This window comes from Aeribacillus pallidus (assembly GCF_050478865.1).
Lineage (GTDB): Bacteria > Bacillota > Bacilli > Bacillales > JACDOC01 > JACDOC01.
Map to the genome: position 1 here is coordinate 34,242 of NZ_JBCNBW010000064.1, position 18,094 is coordinate 52,335.

Below are 18,094 nucleotides of genomic sequence, written 5' to 3' on the forward strand. Positions count from 1 at the left end.
AAACAAATGGATTACCAAATGCCGATAACTGGAACTGATATTTGGTATTACTACATTTGTAAGAGAGAAGTATGGCTGATGAAGCACCAAATCGCACCAGATAAAGAAGACGAGGCTTTAGATATTGGTCGTTTTATTTCAGAAACATATTATCAACGAAATAAAAAGGAGATGTCAATTGGCAATATTGTTGTAGACCGTGTCCGACAAGAAGATGGTCAATTAGTGATTGGAGAAGTAAAAAAATCATCACGATATATGAAAAGCGCCAAAATGCAATTACTCTACTATTTAGACACACTTCGTCAAATGGGGATTGAAGCAAAAGGAGAGTTACTGTTTCCGGAAGAAAGAAAAAAAGAAACGGTAGAATGGACAGAAGAAGCGAAGCAGGAACTAAAACAGACAATGGAAGATATTCGCCGTATTGCGCGCATGCCGGTACCGCCTGTACCAGAGAAAATTCATTTTTGCGGGAAATGTGCATACCGTGAATATTGTTGGGCGGAGGAATGAATATGAAGAAAACACTATATATCTTTCAAAGTGGTGAGCTTCGTCGAAAAGATCATAGTTTATATTTTGAAACAGAAGAACGAAAACGCTACATTCCAGTTGAAAATACAAACGATATCTATATTTTCGGTGAAGTGGATGTTTCGAAAAAATTTTTGGAGTTTGCAGCGCAGAAAGAGATTATTGTCCATTATTTTAATCATCATGGATATTATGTTGGATCTTTTTATCCTCGCGAGCACTTAAATGCTGGGCACGTTATTTTAAAACAAGCGGAACACTATCTTGATGAAGAGAAGCGGATGGATTTGGCGAGGCGATTTATTGAAGGATCTATTCAACAGATGAGCCGCGTCTTGAAATATTATCGCTCTCGCTTGGAAGAGAAAGAGGTGTTTGATGACACGCTAGAAGATTTTCAAAAAGAGCTCCTAAAGTTGCCAACAGCTCAAACCATTGAACAATTAATGGCATCGGAAGGACATATACGGGAAAAGTACTACCGTACATTTGATACGATTATTCGTCATCCCGATTTTGTTTTTGAAAAAAGAACAAAACGTCCGCCGCACAATCGATTAAATGCACTACTTAGTTTCGGTAACTCCATTGTATATACAATGTGTTTAAGCGAGATTTATAAAACGTATCTTGACCCCCGTATTGGTTTTTTACATAGTACAAATTTTCGACGCTTCTCTTTAAATCTTGACATCGCTGAAATATTTAAGCCCATTATCGTTGATCGATTAATTTTTTCGCTTGTAAATAAAAAAATGCTGATAAAAAAGCATTTTGAAAAAATGACCGATGGAATTTTGTTATCAGAGGAAGGAAGAAAAATTTTTATCAGTGAACTGGATAAAAAAATGCAAACAACTGTACAACATCGTCATCTAGGCAAATCTGTGTCATACCGACGCTTAATTCGCTTGGAATTGTATAAATTACAAAAGCATTTACTTGGTGAAAAGCTATATGAACCATATGCAGCAAAATGGTAGGGGATGTTTATGTTTGTCATACTTGTGTATGATTTTAATGAGAAACGTGTAGCTAAAGCATTGAAAATTGCTAGAAAGTATCTTCATTGGGTACAAAATTCTGTTTTTGAGGGAGAAATTTCACAAGCGAATTATAAAAAACTCAAGATTGAATTGCAAAATATAATGAATCCGGATGAGGATTCGGTTATCTTTTATACATTTCGAACGCAAAAATATTGGTTACGTGAGGAGTTTGGATTAAAAAAGGGAGACGACGAATTTATTTTGTAGAAAGAAGGACAAGCTATGCGACTAACGGTAACCATAAAGCCAAAAAATGATTTTGTGATACTACCCTTACATTATCAATATTTATTACAGGGATTACTTTATCGCTCGTTAAAGGATAAGAGTTTCGCTTCATTTTTGCATGAAATTGGTTTTCAAAAAGGAAAAAGAACGTATAAATTATTTACATTTAGCCGTCTTTTCGGTCAGCATAAAATTCAATTCAATACGAAAACGATTTTATTCTATGATGAAATTTCTTGGTACGTTTCTACCGTTTTGCCTGAACTGACGCAGCAGTTAGGGGAATATTTTTTACTGCAGAAGGCAGTTTACTTAGGCGATCAATTGGTAGAGATACAAAGCGTAAAAATGGAGGAATACGAAGTAAAAAGCTCTGAAATTGAAATTGAGATGCTTTCACCGTTAACTGTCTATAGCACATATGAAACGGTGGATGGCACACAGAAAACACAGTTTTTTTCTCCATATGATGAAGTGTTTCCACATTTAATTGAAGCTAATTTTCGTAATAAGTATGAAGCTTATTACGGAGAACCACCACAAGAAAGATTGTTCATCGAACCTTTACATGTGACTAAGAAACATAAAGTTGTAACAATTTTTAAAAACTACTATATCACTGCTTGGCAGGGGAGATATCGTTTACGGTCTACCCCAAAGAATCTAACTTTTCTTTTGCAAACCGGAATAGGTGGACGAAACTCTCAAGGGTTTGGGATGTTCCGTGTCATTCGAGAACTGTAGTAATAGAGAGTTTGTCGTCGACCCCCAATCGTGTAAAAATCCTGGGGGATCGACGACATTTTATTTTTTAGAGTAACAATGAAAAAATGAAGAAAAATACTGAGAAAACGGAGAATTGATAAAATTTACTGTTTAAGCTAAAATGAAAATAACAAAATTTCCATTATTATCAAAACCTTGAATAATCAACGACTTTTTGGGGTTTTTATCTTAACTATGAGGAATTGAAACTCTTCCGCGTGGGCATCGACGTAATACGCGATGTCCTCGTTTTTATCTTAACTATGAGGAATTGAAACTCTGGTAGTTCAAGTACATCCTCTTTCAACATTCTGTTTTTATCTTAACTATGAGGAATTGAAACGTTGGAGGCGATAGCTGTAACATCCGATTGTATAAGTTTTTATCTTAACTATGAGGAATTGAAACTTCGCTAGTCGTCGCCACTCATTCAAAAGCATCCCAGTTTTTATCTTAACTATGAGGAATTGAAACCTAAGTAGTCATGTAAGTCTTCTTCACTATAAAAAATTGTTTTTATCTTAACTATGAGGAATTGAAACAGATCGTCATAGTGACGTAAGACGTTTAAAATCGAGTTTTTATCTTAACTATGAGGAATTGAAACCTCCCAACGATTGTCCACTCTCACTACCGCCTCGCTGTTTTTATCTTAACTATGAGGAATTGAAACATTGGTATGAAGTGTACGGGCACCCCGTACCGTTGGTTTTTATCTTAACTATGAGGAATTGAAACAATTCTTTGCATTGAGGGTTTTATATGTGTAAATTCCGTTTTTATCTTAACTATGAGGAATTGAAACGGAGAATACAAGGTTCAAGCTGGTGAACTTATTACGTTTTTATCTTAACTATGAGGAATTGAAACTATACCTTGAACGTGAAACAAGGTAAAGGAGGTTTGTTTTTATCTTAACTATGAGGAATTGAAACTTTAGATAGATAACCTTTTCTCGATTAAAATACGTCGTTTTTATCTTAACTATGAGGAATTGAAACTAACAAGGTTGACATATAAACTCTAATTCACTCTCGTTTTTATCTTAACTATGAGGAATTGAAACGACAAAAAAACGTACTAGGGGATGGAGAAATGGATGAAGTTTTTATCTTAACTATGAGGAATTGAAACTATTCGCTACCAGTTGCGGAACGACTATATCACACCGTTTTTATCTTAACTATGAGGAATTGAAACCTAAAACATGATGATCGTTTGTAATATAGTCCCATCGTTTTTATCTTAACTATGAGGAATTGAAACAGCGATGTGTCGTAGTTGGCGATGACGGAAAGAACGTTTTTATCTTAACTATGAGGAATTGAAACTGACGCGCTTGCTCATGGACAATGACGCACAATCGTTTTTATCTTAACTATGAGGAATTGAAACATCTCTTCTCGTATTTCTTCCTGCTCTGCCAGTTAGTTTTTATCTTAACTATGAGGAATTGAAACTGGACCATAAATATCATATCAATAAACCCCCACTAAAGTTTTTATCTTAACTATGAGGAATTGAAACTCTTTATCGGCTTTCAACAATAAACCGCAGGTGGATTTGTTTTTATCTTAACTATGAGGAATTGAAACAACGTATCGGTTGCAAAATCCCCTTCATAGCTTCCGTCGAGTTTTTATCTTAACTATGAGGATTTGAAACTATGGTGTACGAGCATTCATCCATTGATATTTTCCAATCGTTTTTATAATATTTTTTACTTTCATAGTTTTTGTTTTTAATATGTTGGTTTAAAAGAGGATAAGTGACATAGAAATTAATTGTCACTTGATAAAAGTAGCCTAGCTAATAGCAATTTGATCAATGCTAGGTATTCCGATGATTTAGATATAGGTATTTGATCCCGATATACCTTGACGATTTGTTAATCTCTTAGAATTCTAAGAGATTTTTTTATTATTTTGGTATTGATGGATTATTATGTAATCAATTAAAATAAATATAAAATTTAGTAAATTCAAACAATAATAGGAGCTGATATAGGTTTAATGTACCATACTGTTGTGTTGACGTGCGGAGTTTCGCTATTAACAGGGGAGTCGAATGTTTTTTTTATAAAAAGAGAAGGATTTCCTAAGCTGCATGTATCTTTGCAGGAAAAAGAAATAACGTCGAGCATGAACGAGGATATTGAAAAATGGGTACGATATGCAAAAAGTATTGCTCATGAAGTGAATATAAGACCTAAAGAAGTGTCGGCTGAGTACTCCATGTTGTATTTATTAAGAAAAAGAGGGGAACTTTCTGAACGACCGACAATCATTCTTCTCTTGACTAAGACGGTAGGCGGTATTATTACAGAAAAATTGCTTTGTTATTTATTTGAGAAACAGTTTCAGGCGGATGTGAAAGTTTTATACGTTGATATTGACGTCGAAAATCCAAAACAACTGAATAAGACAATCGGGGATTATATGTGGAAGTTAAGTAATGCCTTAGGACAAGGAGAGCCAAACTCTACATGTTTTGCTCCCATCGGAGGATATAAAGTGATGACATCCTTTGGTTATATCGTCGGTTCATTTTTAAATTATCCGACTGCTTACCTGCATGAATATCATCAAATTTTACATAAAATTCCTCCAATACCTCTAGATATTAATGATGATTTCGTTCACGAGAATATCATGCTTCTTCGAAAATGCCAGAAAGATTATATAAAATTTAAAGAACTCTCTCCTTTTGAGCAAACTTGTATTGAACAGTATCCTTCATTATTTCAAAAGGAAGAAGGATTAGTAGGGTTATCTCCATTTGGTCAATATTTGTTTGAACGTACCAAATATGAGCATTTATTCAATACGCGATATTTTGTATCTAAACAAGTTCGGGAATTTATGGAGCTAAACCATCATCAATCGCTCTTTATTATCCAGCAAATGCGCGAGTTAGTGAAAAAATTAAAGCATGGTGAGGGACGGTTGGGAGAAATCATGCATGAAAAACAGTTTCCAACCATTAATCAACAAAAAGTGCAATACCATCTTTATAAAGGCGCGAGCAACGGACAGACTGTGTTTCGTCTTGCTTACCGTTATGATGAAAAAGAAGATGCGCTATATGCCAACTATTTATGGCTGAACCATAATCGCTATGAACGAGATGCGGCAAAAGGACAGGGAATTTATCAAGCGAAGCAAGACTTTGTTGATATAACAGATTTATCTTTCGTTGTTTCGAGGTGAATGAAATGTCAAGAAGAATATTATTATCTTTTTTAGGACGAAGTGAATATAAACCGTGTTTTTATACGTACCAAGGCAAGCAATCGACTTATACCCGTTTTGTCCAAACAGCAATCTATGAATTTATGAAAAATGATGGAGAAATGGACGTTGTTATTTTTGTAACGAAAGAAGCAAAAGAGGAAAATTGGCATGATAAAGTTAAGCGCAAAGGCGAGAAGCTGGAAGGATTGGAAACGGCATTTCATCGCATTGCTCCAGAGGCGAATGTAAAATTGGTAGAAATCGAGAGTTCACAGGATGAAGCAGCGAATTGGCAGTTGTTTGATGCGATATTGCAGGAAATCGAAGAAGGCGATCAAATTTATTTCGATATTACCCACAGTTTCCGTTCGATTCCATTTGTTGCGCTAATTGTATTGAACTATGCACGGCTCGTGAAAAAGGCGTCCATCGGAAAAATCATGTACGGTTTATTTGAACAGTTGGGCAATCTATGGGAAGTCGATAATATCCCACCAGAAAAGCGTCTTGCGCCGATTGTCGATGTAACAAACATGGCAAAGCTGCTCGATTGGACGAACGGAGTTGACCAGTTTATTCGTACCGGAGATGCATCGATGATTAAACAGTTAACTAATACGGAAGTCGGAAAAGTATTTCGTGATCGGTCATCTAAGCCGGAAGAAAGACGGCAAATGGCAGAACTGCGTGGTTTAGCTGATCAGCTCGACTTGGTTGGAAAATCGTTGCAAACGTCTCGCAGCCTGCAAATTGCGGAGGAAGTTAAAAAATTACGTCAGCAGCTTCATAAAGTTCGTGAGCTAGAAACCGATGCAATTAAACCGCTTATTCCGTTATTAGATGAAATCGAAAAGAAATATGAAGCATTTACAGATGATGAACTGGACAATTATTTTGTAATGGCAAAATGGTGTGAAGAAAACCGACTTATTCAGCCTGGGCTAACATTGTTACAAGAGAACTGTGTCACCGCTATTTGCCGAGTATTTCATATAGACAAAACGGATAAAAACAAGCGCAGCGATATTCACTCTGCGATTCGCATTTTATTGGAACGGATTCCAAAGGAGAAATGGCGTGTCCGCGATATAAACTTTGTTGAAGAGATGATTGATAAGCTTCAACCGTATCGCGAATGGCTAAAGCCGTTTAACGCTATTACCGAATACCGCAATGATATTAATCATGCCGGAACTAGTGCCAATGCTCGTGAGGCAAAGGTTTTTTATAATCAGTTATCTAAAAGTTTAAAAGAATTAAAGCTATTGTTCGAAAAAATGTCGGAAATTTCGAAAGAAAAAACGGTATAAAGGGGAAAGAACGATGAGTATCGCTCGGTCAGCAGAGATATCAGCGGTTGTTCGTAAAGATTTTTTTTTAACGTTTGTTACTCCGATGGTTATGCATGGAGCAAAACCAAAAGAAATAGCAGAATTTAGGATTCCTTCTGTCAAAGGAATCTTGCGTTATTGGTGGAGAACGTTACAAGATGAGCCTCGTCCAATCGTGTTGCGCGAAAAGGAAGAGATGTGGTTTGGCGGTACAACGAAGAAACAAAAATCACCTGTGTCATTCATTCTCAAACAACCTGTAACAGGGAATAGGCAGGAAAATGTATTGCCGCATAAAAGTAGTCCTTTTCGCCCTAAAAGTATTGATGCTAACACAACTGCCGTGATAACTATGCAAACGTTGCGCAAGCATGACGAACACTTTGAATTATATCATTTATATTTCCAGTATATGATGCATCTTGCGGGAATGGGGCAGCGGGCAAGACGCGGATTTGGTGCATGTCAATGGGAAGAACATAAGTGGGAAAACAAAGAAATGTTTGCCGCTTCTCTAAAGCAAATATTGGAACAACTAGGTGTTGCCGAGCCGTTTGCGTTTTTTAACAGCGGGGATGGTGTGTTGAAGCGGAAAAAACCAGCAACTACACCTCATCCTGTATTATCCGCTGTATGGATTGGTGAGGGCAAGGCAGCACCACATGAAGTGTTGAAACGATTTGGTGAAGCGTCACATAGAGCGAATCGCTTTGGCAATTTAGGTTCTGTGCAGCCGCGGTTTGCTTCTCCGCTATGGTGTACGGTAAGGAAAATAGGAGATTTGTATTATCCGATTGTGACGGAAGTACAAGCAAAGGACGAAAGATATAAAAACGGCAAGTATGAACGTGATCGTGCGGAGTTTTTGCGCGTAGTTGGGGTGAGGATATGAGCAATCAACATTTAGTTGTTTTTACGGTAGGTCCCGTTCAATCGTTTATCGCATCAGCAAGAAAAACCGAAGATTTTTGGAGCGGGAGTTATATATTATCGCACTTTATCCGTGAAGCGATGAAAATGCTATCCAAGTTGGATCCGGAGTGTGAGTTTATTTTTCCGAAAAATATACAAGAAACAGATGTAAAAACACTTCATATTGCCTCACTGCCGAACCGTTTCACAGCCATTGTTCACAAAGATGTAGAAGAGACAGCGGCTATCCTACAAGAAACAGAGGGGCATGTACGGAGAGTGTTTTATGATTTGTGCACTTCTGCGATTCACTCCGTGTTTCCATCCCTTGATAAACAAGAAAAAGAGACGCTAAAGAAAAAAGCGGTTAATCAAATTGATGCGTTTTTAGAAGTGTATTGGGTTGTTGAACCATATGATTCTAACATAAATTTCCAAGGAATAAGAGAAAGAGCGGAAAAACGGTTAGGGGCATTAAAAAACGATAAACACTATCCGGGTTTCGTACAATACGGATTAACATGCAGTGTTTGTAAAGAGCGGGAAGCATTATGTCTTGAGGATATAAGGTTGGAAGACAAGTATGGTGATATGAAACGGAAGTTTTCGGAAACGTGGAAAAAACGTTCAGAAACATATAAAGTTTCAAACAACAATGGCGATCAGGAACAGCAAGCAGGGCGAATTAAAGACAACGAATTTTTATGCGGAATTTGTCTTGGCAAACGAACAGCGTGGGATTATTTTACGAACAAATTAGGGAATAAGAAGGCTTTCCGGCGCTTCCAGTCTGTATTGAATATCGGTGAAGAAAAATATTATGCAATTCTTCTGATGGACGGAGATAATATGGGGCATTGGTTTTCAGGGGAGAACAAGGAAGACTATAGCCATATTAGCGAACGTTTAGCTCATTTTTCCCAAAAAGTAGTGCCAAAGATTGTAGAAAGCGATTACAACGGGCGGCTTGTATATGCTGGTGGCGATGATGTGCTCGCTTTTGTGCCTGTGGAGGAAGCTTTATCCGTTGCTCAAGCACTCCGTTTTGCGTTTAGTAACCCGGAGCAAGGACTAGGGGAAAAAGCTACTGCATCCATTGGATTAGTCATTGGACATAAGAAAGCTCCTTTACAAAGTTTGTTAAATAACGTTCGCCAACTGGAGAAAAAGGCGAAAGGCTATGTCAATCCTGAAACAAAAGCGAATAAGAATGCATTAGCTTTGGCCATTCATACTAGATCAGGTGAGATTTCTGAGGCGATACTGCCGTGGGAAATCGGTTCGTTACGGACGGTGGAACTATTGCACGATTTTATTTCATTGTTACAGAACGATTTATCTTCTACGTTTATTTATCATTTTTCTCACGCCTTCTTCCCGCTGCTGCATGAAAGCGAAGAGTATCGAAAACTGAAGAATCATGAGATGATGCAAGTGGAATTGCGGCGTTTATTAAAGCGTTCGGTAAAAGAGGGAAGAAAACTAGAATCGCTGGAACAGCACGTGGAAGTATTGTTAATGTTACATAATGCCTCAAGATCAGGCTATGATTTCTTGAATCTGTTGAAAATGTTGACATTCTTTAAGAGATCGGAGGGAAAAAAGAGTGAAAAAGCTGACGTTAAAACCGGTTGATACATTTTTCTTTAAAAATCACCAGGTAACTGAGGCTGGAAATGATACAGCGATGGACGGTATTTTCCCTCCAAGACCAAACACTATTTATGGTGCATTGCGGGCAGCGTTTATTCATGAGCACGCCACGTTTGAAGAGTTCGCCCAACAAAGAAATGAAAAAGTAAAAAAATGGATGGGGACACAAAACGAATTTGGAGAATTTCAGATTACTTATTGCGGGTTGGAGTACAACAAAACATTATTCCTTCCGCTTCCTTTAGATTATCAAGTTGTGGAAGCTGACGAGAAAACGATTGCGTATCCGCTTCAATTAAAAAAAGATACGCAGCTTTCTTCACAACCTGGAAAGTGGAGATTATTTTCGAGCCGAAATGAAAAATCGAAAAGTTCTAGTCAGCAATATGTGCCCATTCAGCATTGGAAAGAAGCAGTTCTTCAGCAGCAGCCTATTCACCATTTATCTCATGCCGCTCAGATGTTGTCGGGTGAAGAGAAATTAGGAATTGCGCTTAATTATCAAGAGAGAAAGGCGGAAGAGCATTATCTATACCAGATGGTGAAATGGAGATTTAAAGAGGAGGGTGCCTTTGTCGTTTACACTTCTTCTAGTCCTGATTTTTCAGCTGTAAAATTTGCGCGCATTGGCGGAGAAAATCGTCCGTGGATTGTCAAACAAAATGAAGAAGTTTTCTCGCTTTGGACGGAGGAAGAGCTGCAAAAATTATCCAAGCAAATCCAGAAGACGAACATCGCTAAAATCATATTATTGGCGCCAGCAATTTGGGAAAACGGTTCACGACCAGAAAGTTTTGACGGTGAACACATCATATTGCCAAACGGACTTAGAGTGAAATTATTAGCCGCTGCCATTGGTCGACCAGAATTATATGGCGGATGGGATATTGCCAATCATCGGCCAAAACCGCGGAAGCCGATGGTTCCGGCTGGTTCTGTGCTCTATGTTAAGGTACAGAAGGGACAAGTTACAGAACTGCTTTCTATTGCTAACGGCTTACATTTGACGGATGAAGGTGCACATGAAGGATTTGGATTTGCGGTAATCGCCAGCGGAAATCAAATGAAGGAGGAAATCTAATGTATACGTTAGTTCGTCCATTTTTATTACATGCCATTACGTCTGTTCACGCAGGAAGTGGCAGTGAAATCGGTCTTGTAGATTTACCAATTCAGCGGGAAAAACATACTGGTTTTCCGAAAATCGAAAGCTCTTCGTTAAAAGGGGCACTTCGTTACACAATTGAAGCTCCTTTAAAACCAGATGAAAAGAAAAAATTTGAGCTAATTTTTGGTTCAAGTAAGAAAGAGCAGAATAATAACGATACCCAATCCAGCGCAATTGCACTAAGTGATGCAAGAATACTATTGTTCCCGGTTAAATCCATGCGCGGTGTGTTTGCTTGGATTACATGTCCGCAAGTATTGAAACGCTTTAATGATGAAATGATGCTTCATCAATCAAATCTTGAGCCGCTTGTGGTACCAGGAGCTAACACGGTATCTTCTGAACGATTAATCGTTGCTAACGGGAATATTGTTTTAGAAGAATATAATTTCTCCGTAAACATCACCGACGAGGTAAAAACACTCGCTGAACAACTGTCCTCTTTAGTGAAGAAAGAGTTGTACACGGATTTGCGTGATCGTATCGTTGTATTAGATGATGACGATTTTACAGATTTCGTGAAATTATCTACTGAAATTAATGCGCGTATTAAAATTAACCAAGAGACAGGAACAGTTGATAATGGAGCACTTTGGTATGAAGAAAATGTTCCGCCGGAAACGATTTTCTACAGCTTCCTCTACATTGGTCAAATTCGCGGGAACGGCGTTGAAGGGTTAAAGTCAGCTGAAGACGTGGAAAAATTCTTAGTGGTGGAAGGACGGTTTCCTGATGTCTTCCAGCTTGGTGGGAACAGCACACTTGGTCGCGGAATGCTTCGGAGAATTTGGGTATAAAGGGGTTGAAAGTCATGGCAGCTGAACGTGTTAGTATTGAAAACGGACGAGCATCGTTTGCATTTGAGAGCGTAAAGAATGCTTTCCAAGACAATCAGGTGAAATTCGAAAGTTACCGTTCATATGTGAAAAAAATGCCTTCTCTTATTCAAGTGAATGGATTAGGACAATCACTGGCTTTTTGTTACCAAAAAGGGAAGGAATACCGGGTGATTTATGATCAACTACATACATGGTTAAAGGAAAAGTATTCGCAATATTTCAAAGAGCATAACAAAGAGTTCGTAGAAGTTGTCATAGGATTAAAAAGTGCAGACTATCGCGTGCTGACGATGGAGGTACTTGCATTATTAAACTGGATGCGCAAATTTGCCGATGGCATGGCGAAATAACCGTAAAGGGGAGGATGTCATGCTGTTTCATCCAATTGATACGAAAGAAGCTTTTAATCCTGCGAATAAAAACGAAATTGCCCATTTATGGTACCATGTTCATTTCGATCAATACATTCTTTATGAAAAAAATTGGAAGGTCAAGTACGTTCCAAAGAAAAAGTTTGATCCTATTCCCATTCGCCGCGAGCTAATAAAAATGGCGGAAAATACAGCACAACAACGAAGAATGGCGTTTGCTGATTTATCAAGCTATTATTACGTTCGTCAACTAAATGCAAAACCGATTGCCCGCATTATCCACGGATTAGGGGGAGGACATGTTCGCGAAACATCGCTGACCCTCCACCCTGTGTATGGGGTTCCATATATCCCAGCTTCGAGTTTAAAAGGTGTTGTCCGCAATTGGTTTATCCAAGCGTTTTGTGATGGGGAAGAAAAACAATTAGCATTGCATCCAAAAGGTGCGCTTGTGTTTGGAACACAGGAGCAGCGAGGAACGGTACAGTTTCATGATATATTCTTAACGAATCATTTAACGATTGAACCGGATGTATTAACGGTTCATTTCAATGATTATTATAGTGGTCGAAAGGCGGCAACAGATGATCAAAAGCCGAATCCGGTAACATTTTTAACAGTGACTGTTTCCGATGTTGATATCTATTTAACCACTAGTAAGTATGATAAAAAATCAAGTGAGGAATTATTAAAGGAAGCAGCTAGCTGGACAGCTCAGGCCTTATCAGAATTAGGAATTGGCTCAAAGACATCATCGGGGTACGGTTATTTTACCAGTATTGAAGACGTGACTGAAACCGAGTTTTTTCCTTTAGTTGAAACGCGTAAGCTGGAAAGAGAAAAAAAACAAAAATTGTTAGAGGTAGAACGAATACAAAAAGAGGAAGAGGAAAAACGTCGAAAAGAAGAGGAATCACGTCTAACTGAAATGTCAGCGGATGAAAGATTAGTTTTTCAGATTGAAAGGTTAACTGATAGCCCTGTTGATCAAGAAAAGAGTAAAACAGAACTGTACAACGAAGTAATAGCCCTACAAAATCATCGAGCTGCAGAAGCGTTAAAAGCATACTGGCAACAAACCGGTAATTGGAATGTAAAAAAACAAAAGAAAAAACAATATGACAAAGTCAAAGCTATTAAACAATTGCTTGGTGAGTAACGAAAAAATGTCGTCGACCTCCAATCGTGCAAAAAACCTAGGGGATCGACGACAATTTATTTTTAGAAAAAAAGAAGAGAAAATTGAAGAAATGAAAAGCACAGAAAAAAATTGATAAATTTTTACCTTACCGATAAAATGAAAATAACAGGGATTCTTTTATTATGAAAATATTATAGTATCAATGTTTTTTGGGGTTTTTATCTTAACTATGAGGAATTGAAACCTTCCTATTCTCTTTCGGAGTGTTTCTCATGGGGATTAGTTTTTATCTTAACTATGAGGAATTGAAACTCCAGTTCAATGTAACTATCCCAAATTTCAGAGCATGTTTTTATCTTAACTATGAGGAATTGAAACTTGAGTGTGGCTTTATGACCAACAAAGAAGAAGCTGGTTTTTATCTTAACTATGAGGAATTGAAACAAGACAGGCTGACTGTAATAATCGGATGAACTATAAGAAGTTTTTATCTTAACTATGAGGAATTGAAACGTTTTCTGTCTTCTCTTTCCTGTGATTGGATCCCTGTTTTTATCTTAACTATGAGGAATTGAAACCGCTAATGTCTTCGTGACCGAACGGCGAGTAAACGCGTTTTTATCTTAACTATGAGGAATTGAAACTTCGTGAAGTCGAACAGGCAAAACAACGCATTGAAGTTTTTATCTTAACTATGAGGAATTGAAACGTTTAAAACTTTAATTTTTTCAACAACTTTTCTTTCAAGTTTTTATCTTAACAACTATGAGGAATTGAAACAATACACCGCATTACAAATTGCGGCAGCGTTTGGAAGTTTTTATCTTAACTATGAGGAATTGAAACTCAAAGGAAGCTCGTAAAACAGGTGATGGGAAGAACCCGTTTTTATCTTAACTATGAGGAATTGAAACCTGTTTCCTCGATGATGTCCGATAATGAACACGCGGTTTTTATCTTAACTATGAGGAATTGAAACTACTCTCTATCCAGTCCCTAACATCAAAGTAAAGCGTTTTTATCTTAACTATGAGGAATTGAAACCTTCCTCCTCATACCATGCAGGACTGGATTTTTTCGGTTTTTATCTTAACTATGAGGAATTGAAACCTATGTTAACGGGGAATATCAAGACGGATTCACGTCGTTTTTATCTTAACTATGAGGAATTGAAACCGCGAACGTCGCCGACTTTCAAGCGCAAAATGTCCGTTTTTATCTTAACTATGAGGAATTGAAACCTCGAAGACGAAAACTAAACCGAAAGGAGGGCGACTGTTTTTATCTTAACTATGAGGAATTGAAACTCTCCTCCCTTGTCACAATCTCCACAAAGTTGACCAGTTTTTATCTTAACTATGAGGAATTGAAACTCGGTTTGGTCGTACTTCTCGAACTCGACATATTCGTTTTTATCTTAACTATGAGGAATTGAAACCCTTGTCGAAGTAAAGCGTTTCGGCGCGCTTCCACGTTTTTATCTTAACTATGAGGAATTGAAACTGCGGAAGGAAGTAAAAGCAAAACACCTTGAAATCGTTTTTATCTTAACTATGAGGAATTGAAACCATGTCACAGTTGGTTGTTTGAGGTTGCTAAAATGCGTTTTTATCTTAACTATGAGGAATTGAAACTCGCAAGGGTGATATTGTCCGTATCACGCATAAACCGTTTTTATCTTAACTATGAGGAATTGAAACCGAGATTGCTAAACAAAACGGACTTGATCGCAAAACTGTTTTTATCTTAACTATGAGGAATTGAAACGATATTGATGAAGCTGTTGCGATAGCCAAACAAGCATGTTTTTATCTTAACTATGAGGAATTGAAACCACCCCCTCGCAAATCGAACACGCGTTCTACTACCGTTTTTATCTTAAATATGAGGAATTGAAACTATATAGAGAGTATAACCTAAAACGAATTGAATCGCGTTTTTATCTTAACTATGAGGAATTGAAACCTGATGCCATCACTGGGAATTTAGATGTGCTTCTTCGTTTTTATCTTAACTATGAGGAATTGAAACAGTAAACGTTCTTTTTCTTCTTTGTTTAATTTACTTGTTTTTATCTTAACTATGAGGAATTGAAACAAAAGAAACACCGCCGAATCAAACACGAAACGTTGGTTGGTTTTTATCTTAACTATGAGGAATTGAAACCCATACTCAACACCCCTTTTTTTGTTCTGTTGAGTAGTTTTTATCTTAACTATGAGGAATTGAAACCATTGGGTGTCTCATTGGTTCCGCGCTTGATATACTGTTTTTATCTTAACTATGAGGAATTGAAACTCTGGTGTGATGTAGTCGTTTCGCAACTGATAGCGAATAGTTTTTATCTTAACTATGAGGAATTGAAACGGAATTGAAACAGAAAAGAGGTTGAAAAGAAAAAAGGGTTTTTATCTTAACTATGAGGAATTGAAACTTCTCACTGGTCGAACTGGTGGCGGGAAGACAACAAGTTTTTATCTTAACTATGAGGAATTGAAACCATCATTCGTTACCCATGTTTTCCCCGGAGCGTTTCGGTTTTTATCTTAACTATGAGGAATTGAAACTAGGATTGGTATTCTCGTTTTGCGATGCGTGCTCTTTGTTTTTATCTTAACTATGAGGAATTGAAACTTGAATATCATAGTGAATATTGCCCATGACGAAACAAGTTTTTATCTTAACTATGAGGAATTGAAACTGGAATGCTTTTGAATGAGTGGCGGAGACTGGCGAAGTTTTTATCTTAACTATGAGGAATTGAAACAATTCATACCCTCTTCGGATGTTATCTCGAATTGAAAAGTTTTTATCTTAACTATGAGGAATTGAAACCCAATAAATATGGTAATGCGAGTCTTACTAAAACTTTGGTTTTTATCTTAACTATGGGGGTAAAACATAACTCTTTGTATAAATGATTCTAAAAATGTTTAACGTTAAACCTTTTCTCCACACCAGCCCTGCCTGGTGTTTTTTTATTCTCCTACTTTAGTCTGACAACGGGTCGTACCTTGAACGAATAGGGGAAGGGAGTGTAATTTTGTATAATAATTGTAAGACTGTAAGGAAAAGAGGGACGGTATGCAACCTAAACAAAATCACCTCCGGATTTTGAAAGAAATTGCAGAGCTGGTAAATGAAGAGACGGCCATTGAGTCATTGCTTTCCGGTGTGTTGAAGAAGTTATTGCAGCTAACGGGTTTTTCGACCGGTTGGTTTTTCTTGATCGATGAAAAGGGACGACACCAATTAGCAGCGTATGAGAATTTACCACCCGCTCTTTCAGGAAACGGTTGTCAGTCGATGAAAAAAGGTGGTTGTTGGTGTGTTGACCGATTTCGGAATGGTCGTTTGAATAAAGCAACGAATATCATATCGTGTAAACGGATTGAAGATGTGCTCGAGGAAAAGCGCAAGGAAACGAACGGGATTTTGTATCATGCGACGGTGCCGCTTATTTCTGGAAAAGAGCGGTTCGGCTTACTCAATGTCGCCTCGCCCTATAAAAAAGAGTTTACAGACGACGAATTAGCTCTTTTAGAATCGGTCGCCTTTCAAATTGGCTCGGCGATTAAGCGCATTCGGTTAACGGAAAACGAAAAAGACGTCGCCCTCATGGAAGAGCGTAATCGTTTAGCGCGCGATTTACATGATTCCGTGAATCAACTGTTGTTTTCTTTGTCGCTAACGGCTCGAGGCGGGATGGAGCAAACCGATTCACCAGAATTAAAAGAAACATTTTCGACGATTCAACAGCTCGCGCAAGAAGCGTTAACGGAAATGCGCGCGCTTATTTGGCAGCTGCGTCCAAAAGGATTAGAGCACGGCTTAGTGCAAGCGATTCAAGCGTATGCGGATGTTCTTGGCTTATCGGTCCAAATGAACGTGAAAGGAGTCGTGAAACTACCGTCTAAAGTCGAGGAAGTGTTATGGCGTATTAGTCAAGAAGCGTTAAACAATTGTAAAAAGCATGCGGGAGTAAAAGACGTCACCATTCATTTGTATGCCGATCAAGACGAAGTATCGTTGACGATTGCCGATCAAGGCTCTGGTTTTTATTATTCACCTACATCGGACCTTCCATCGGTTGGCATTCAAAGTATGCGGGAACGTGCTGAATCGATTGGGGGCTCTTTTCAATTACAAACCAAACCAGGTCAGGGGACGAAAGTAAACGTAAAAATTAAATACTAGGAGGGGAACATAGATGGCCATTCGGGTATTGATTGCCGACGATCATCACGTGGTTCGACGAGGACTCGTCTTTTTTTTAAAAACACAAAAAGATATTGAGATTGTCGGGGAAGCGAAGAACGGGGAAGAAGCAGTGGAACTAGCGAAAAAGCTCCAGCCGGATATCGTGTTAATGGATTTAGTCATGCCGGTGATGGATGGAATCGAAGCCACACGAGAAATTAAAAAATCCGTCCCAAATGTAGAGATTTTAATGCTAACGAGTTTTTCCGACCAAGAGCATGTTATTCCAGCGATCGAAGCAGGAGCCGCTGGGTATCAGTTAAAAGACATTGAACCGGATGAACTGGTGGAAGCGATTCGTCGGACCGTTCGAGGAGAAAAAACGTTACATCCAAAAGCAACCACGCATTTGTTTCAACGGTTTACCCAAAAAGAAACGAAAGAAGATCCGTTTAGCGTGTTAACCAATCGGGAAAAAGAAGTTCTTCAAGAAATCGCGAAAGGGAAAAGCAATAAAGAAATCGCGGCCTCGCTTTTTATTACCGAAAAAACGGTCAAATCGCACGTATCACATATTTTAGCCAAATTAAACGTGGCCGACCGAACACAAGCGGCGTTATTTGCGGTCAAACATGGTCTAGTGAAGGATGAATAAATCCGACTTTTG

Annotated in this window: 14 protein-coding genes and 3 CRISPR repeat arrays; all 14 genes read left to right on the forward strand. The window is 38.1% G+C overall.

What is annotated here, in order from left to right; translation table 11 throughout:
- Positions 1-6 precede the first annotated feature (6 nt).
- The 14 genes from cas4 to ABES52_RS13960 all read left to right on the forward strand — a co-directional run bounded on the left by cas4 (position 7) and on the right by ABES52_RS13960 (position 18,082).
- Positions 7-516 (forward strand): CRISPR-associated protein Cas4, encoded by a 510-nt coding sequence (cas4, locus tag ABES52_RS13895; RefSeq protein ID WP_429651781.1) that lies wholly within the window; start codon positions 7-9, stop codon positions 514-516.
- Between the two features lie 2 nt (positions 517-518).
- Positions 519-1,520, forward strand: coding sequence for a type I-B CRISPR-associated endonuclease Cas1b (gene cas1b, locus ABES52_RS13900; protein WP_429651782.1), 1,002 nt, complete (start codon positions 519-521; stop codon positions 1,518-1,520).
- Positions 1,521-1,529: 9 nt separating this feature from the next.
- Positions 1,530-1,793 (forward strand): CRISPR-associated endonuclease Cas2, encoded by a 264-nt coding sequence (gene cas2, locus ABES52_RS13905; RefSeq protein ID WP_429651783.1) that lies wholly within the window; start codon positions 1,530-1,532, stop codon positions 1,791-1,793.
- A 15-nt stretch (positions 1,794-1,808) separates the two neighbouring features.
- Positions 1,809-2,558, forward strand: a complete 750-nt coding sequence (gene cas6 / locus ABES52_RS13910) for a CRISPR-associated endoribonuclease Cas6 (protein ID WP_429651784.1) — start codon at positions 1,809-1,811, stop codon at positions 2,556-2,558.
- 201 nt (positions 2,559-2,759) lie between these two features.
- Positions 2,760-4,244: direct repeats of the CRISPR family, unit length 30 nt; unit sequence GTTTTTATCTTAACTATGAGGAATTGAAAC.
- A 347-nt stretch (positions 4,245-4,591) separates the two neighbouring features.
- Entirely contained in the window at positions 4,592-5,788 is a 1,197-nt protein-coding gene (locus ABES52_RS13915) for a CRISPR-associated protein (RefSeq protein ID WP_429651785.1), read from the forward strand.
- A gap of 5 nt (positions 5,789-5,793) precedes the next feature.
- Complete coding sequence (gene csx2 / locus ABES52_RS13920) at positions 5,794-7,122, forward strand: TIGR02221 family CRISPR-associated protein (protein WP_429651786.1); 1,329 nt, start codon at positions 5,794-5,796, stop codon at positions 7,120-7,122.
- Between the two features lie 13 nt (positions 7,123-7,135).
- Positions 7,136-8,035 carry a type III-B CRISPR module RAMP protein Cmr1 gene (gene cmr1, locus ABES52_RS13925; protein WP_429651787.1) on the forward strand — a complete coding sequence of 300 codons (900 nt, stop codon included), beginning with the start codon at positions 7,136-7,138 and terminating at the stop codon, positions 8,033-8,035.
- A complete protein-coding gene (gene cas10 / locus ABES52_RS13930; protein WP_429651788.1) occupies positions 8,032-9,690 on the forward strand; it encodes a type III-B CRISPR-associated protein Cas10/Cmr2 in 1,659 nt (552 codons plus the stop codon). The genes cmr1 and cas10 overlap by 4 nt, the downstream gene beginning before the upstream one ends.
- Complete coding sequence (gene cmr3, locus ABES52_RS13935; RefSeq protein ID WP_429651789.1) at positions 9,662-10,789, forward strand: type III-B CRISPR module-associated protein Cmr3; 1,128 nt, start codon at positions 9,662-9,664, stop codon at positions 10,787-10,789. Before cas10 ends, cmr3 begins: the two co-directional genes overlap by 29 nt.
- Positions 10,789-11,673 (forward strand): type III-B CRISPR module RAMP protein Cmr4, encoded by an 885-nt coding sequence (cmr4, locus tag ABES52_RS13940; protein WP_429651790.1) that lies wholly within the window; start codon positions 10,789-10,791, stop codon positions 11,671-11,673. The genes cmr3 and cmr4 overlap by 1 nt, the downstream gene beginning before the upstream one ends.
- A gap of 14 nt (positions 11,674-11,687) precedes the next feature.
- Positions 11,688-12,065: a type III-B CRISPR module-associated protein Cmr5 gene (gene cmr5 / locus ABES52_RS13945; protein WP_429651791.1), complete on the forward strand. Its 378-nt coding sequence runs from the start codon at positions 11,688-11,690 to the stop codon at positions 12,063-12,065.
- 19 nt (positions 12,066-12,084) lie between these two features.
- Positions 12,085-13,245 carry a type III-B CRISPR module RAMP protein Cmr6 gene (gene cmr6, locus ABES52_RS13950; protein WP_429651792.1) on the forward strand — a complete coding sequence of 387 codons (1,161 nt, stop codon included), beginning with the start codon at positions 12,085-12,087 and terminating at the stop codon, positions 13,243-13,245.
- A 196-nt stretch (positions 13,246-13,441) separates the two neighbouring features.
- Positions 13,442-13,937: direct repeats of the CRISPR family, unit length 30 nt; unit sequence GTTTTTATCTTAACTATGAGGAATTGAAAC.
- Between the two features lie 106 nt (positions 13,938-14,043).
- A CRISPR array of direct repeats spans positions 14,044-16,062; the repeat unit is 30 nt; unit sequence GTTTTTATCTTAACTATGAGGAATTGAAAC.
- Positions 16,063-16,311: 249 nt separating this feature from the next.
- On the forward strand, positions 16,312-17,424 hold the full coding sequence (locus ABES52_RS13955; RefSeq protein ID WP_429651793.1) for a GAF domain-containing sensor histidine kinase: 1,113 nt from the start codon (positions 16,312-16,314) through the stop codon (positions 17,422-17,424).
- Between the two features lie 13 nt (positions 17,425-17,437).
- A complete protein-coding gene (locus tag ABES52_RS13960) occupies positions 17,438-18,082 on the forward strand; it encodes a response regulator (protein ID WP_429651794.1) in 645 nt (214 codons plus the stop codon).
- The last annotated feature ends 12 nt before the right edge of the window (positions 18,083-18,094 follow it).

What these genes read in the sequence shown, in the direction of transcription:
- cas4 (WP_429651781.1), top strand. Translation starts at nt 7, where the DNA reads ATGGATTACCAAATGCCGATAACTGGAACTGATATTTGGTATTACTAC.
- cas1b (WP_429651782.1), top strand. Translation starts at nt 519, where the DNA reads ATGAAGAAAACACTATATATCTTTCAAAGTGGTGAGCTTCGTCGAAAA.
- cas2 (WP_429651783.1), top strand. Translation starts at nt 1,530, where the DNA reads ATGTTTGTCATACTTGTGTATGATTTTAATGAGAAACGTGTAGCTAAA.
- cas6 (WP_429651784.1), top strand. Translation starts at nt 1,809, where the DNA reads ATGCGACTAACGGTAACCATAAAGCCAAAAAATGATTTTGTGATACTA.
- ABES52_RS13915 (WP_429651785.1), top strand. Translation starts at nt 4,592, where the DNA reads ATGTACCATACTGTTGTGTTGACGTGCGGAGTTTCGCTATTAACAGGG.
- csx2 (WP_429651786.1), top strand. Translation starts at nt 5,794, where the DNA reads ATGTCAAGAAGAATATTATTATCTTTTTTAGGACGAAGTGAATATAAA.
- cmr1 (WP_429651787.1), top strand. Translation starts at nt 7,136, where the DNA reads ATGAGTATCGCTCGGTCAGCAGAGATATCAGCGGTTGTTCGTAAAGAT.
- cas10 (WP_429651788.1), top strand. Translation starts at nt 8,032, where the DNA reads ATGAGCAATCAACATTTAGTTGTTTTTACGGTAGGTCCCGTTCAATCG.
- cmr4 (WP_429651790.1), top strand. Translation starts at nt 10,789, where the DNA reads ATGTATACGTTAGTTCGTCCATTTTTATTACATGCCATTACGTCTGTT.
- cmr5 (WP_429651791.1), top strand. Translation starts at nt 11,688, where the DNA reads ATGGCAGCTGAACGTGTTAGTATTGAAAACGGACGAGCATCGTTTGCA.
- cmr6 (WP_429651792.1), top strand. Translation starts at nt 12,085, where the DNA reads ATGCTGTTTCATCCAATTGATACGAAAGAAGCTTTTAATCCTGCGAAT.
- ABES52_RS13955 (WP_429651793.1), top strand. Translation starts at nt 16,312, where the DNA reads ATGCAACCTAAACAAAATCACCTCCGGATTTTGAAAGAAATTGCAGAG.
- ABES52_RS13960 (WP_429651794.1), top strand. Translation starts at nt 17,438, where the DNA reads ATGGCCATTCGGGTATTGATTGCCGACGATCATCACGTGGTTCGACGA.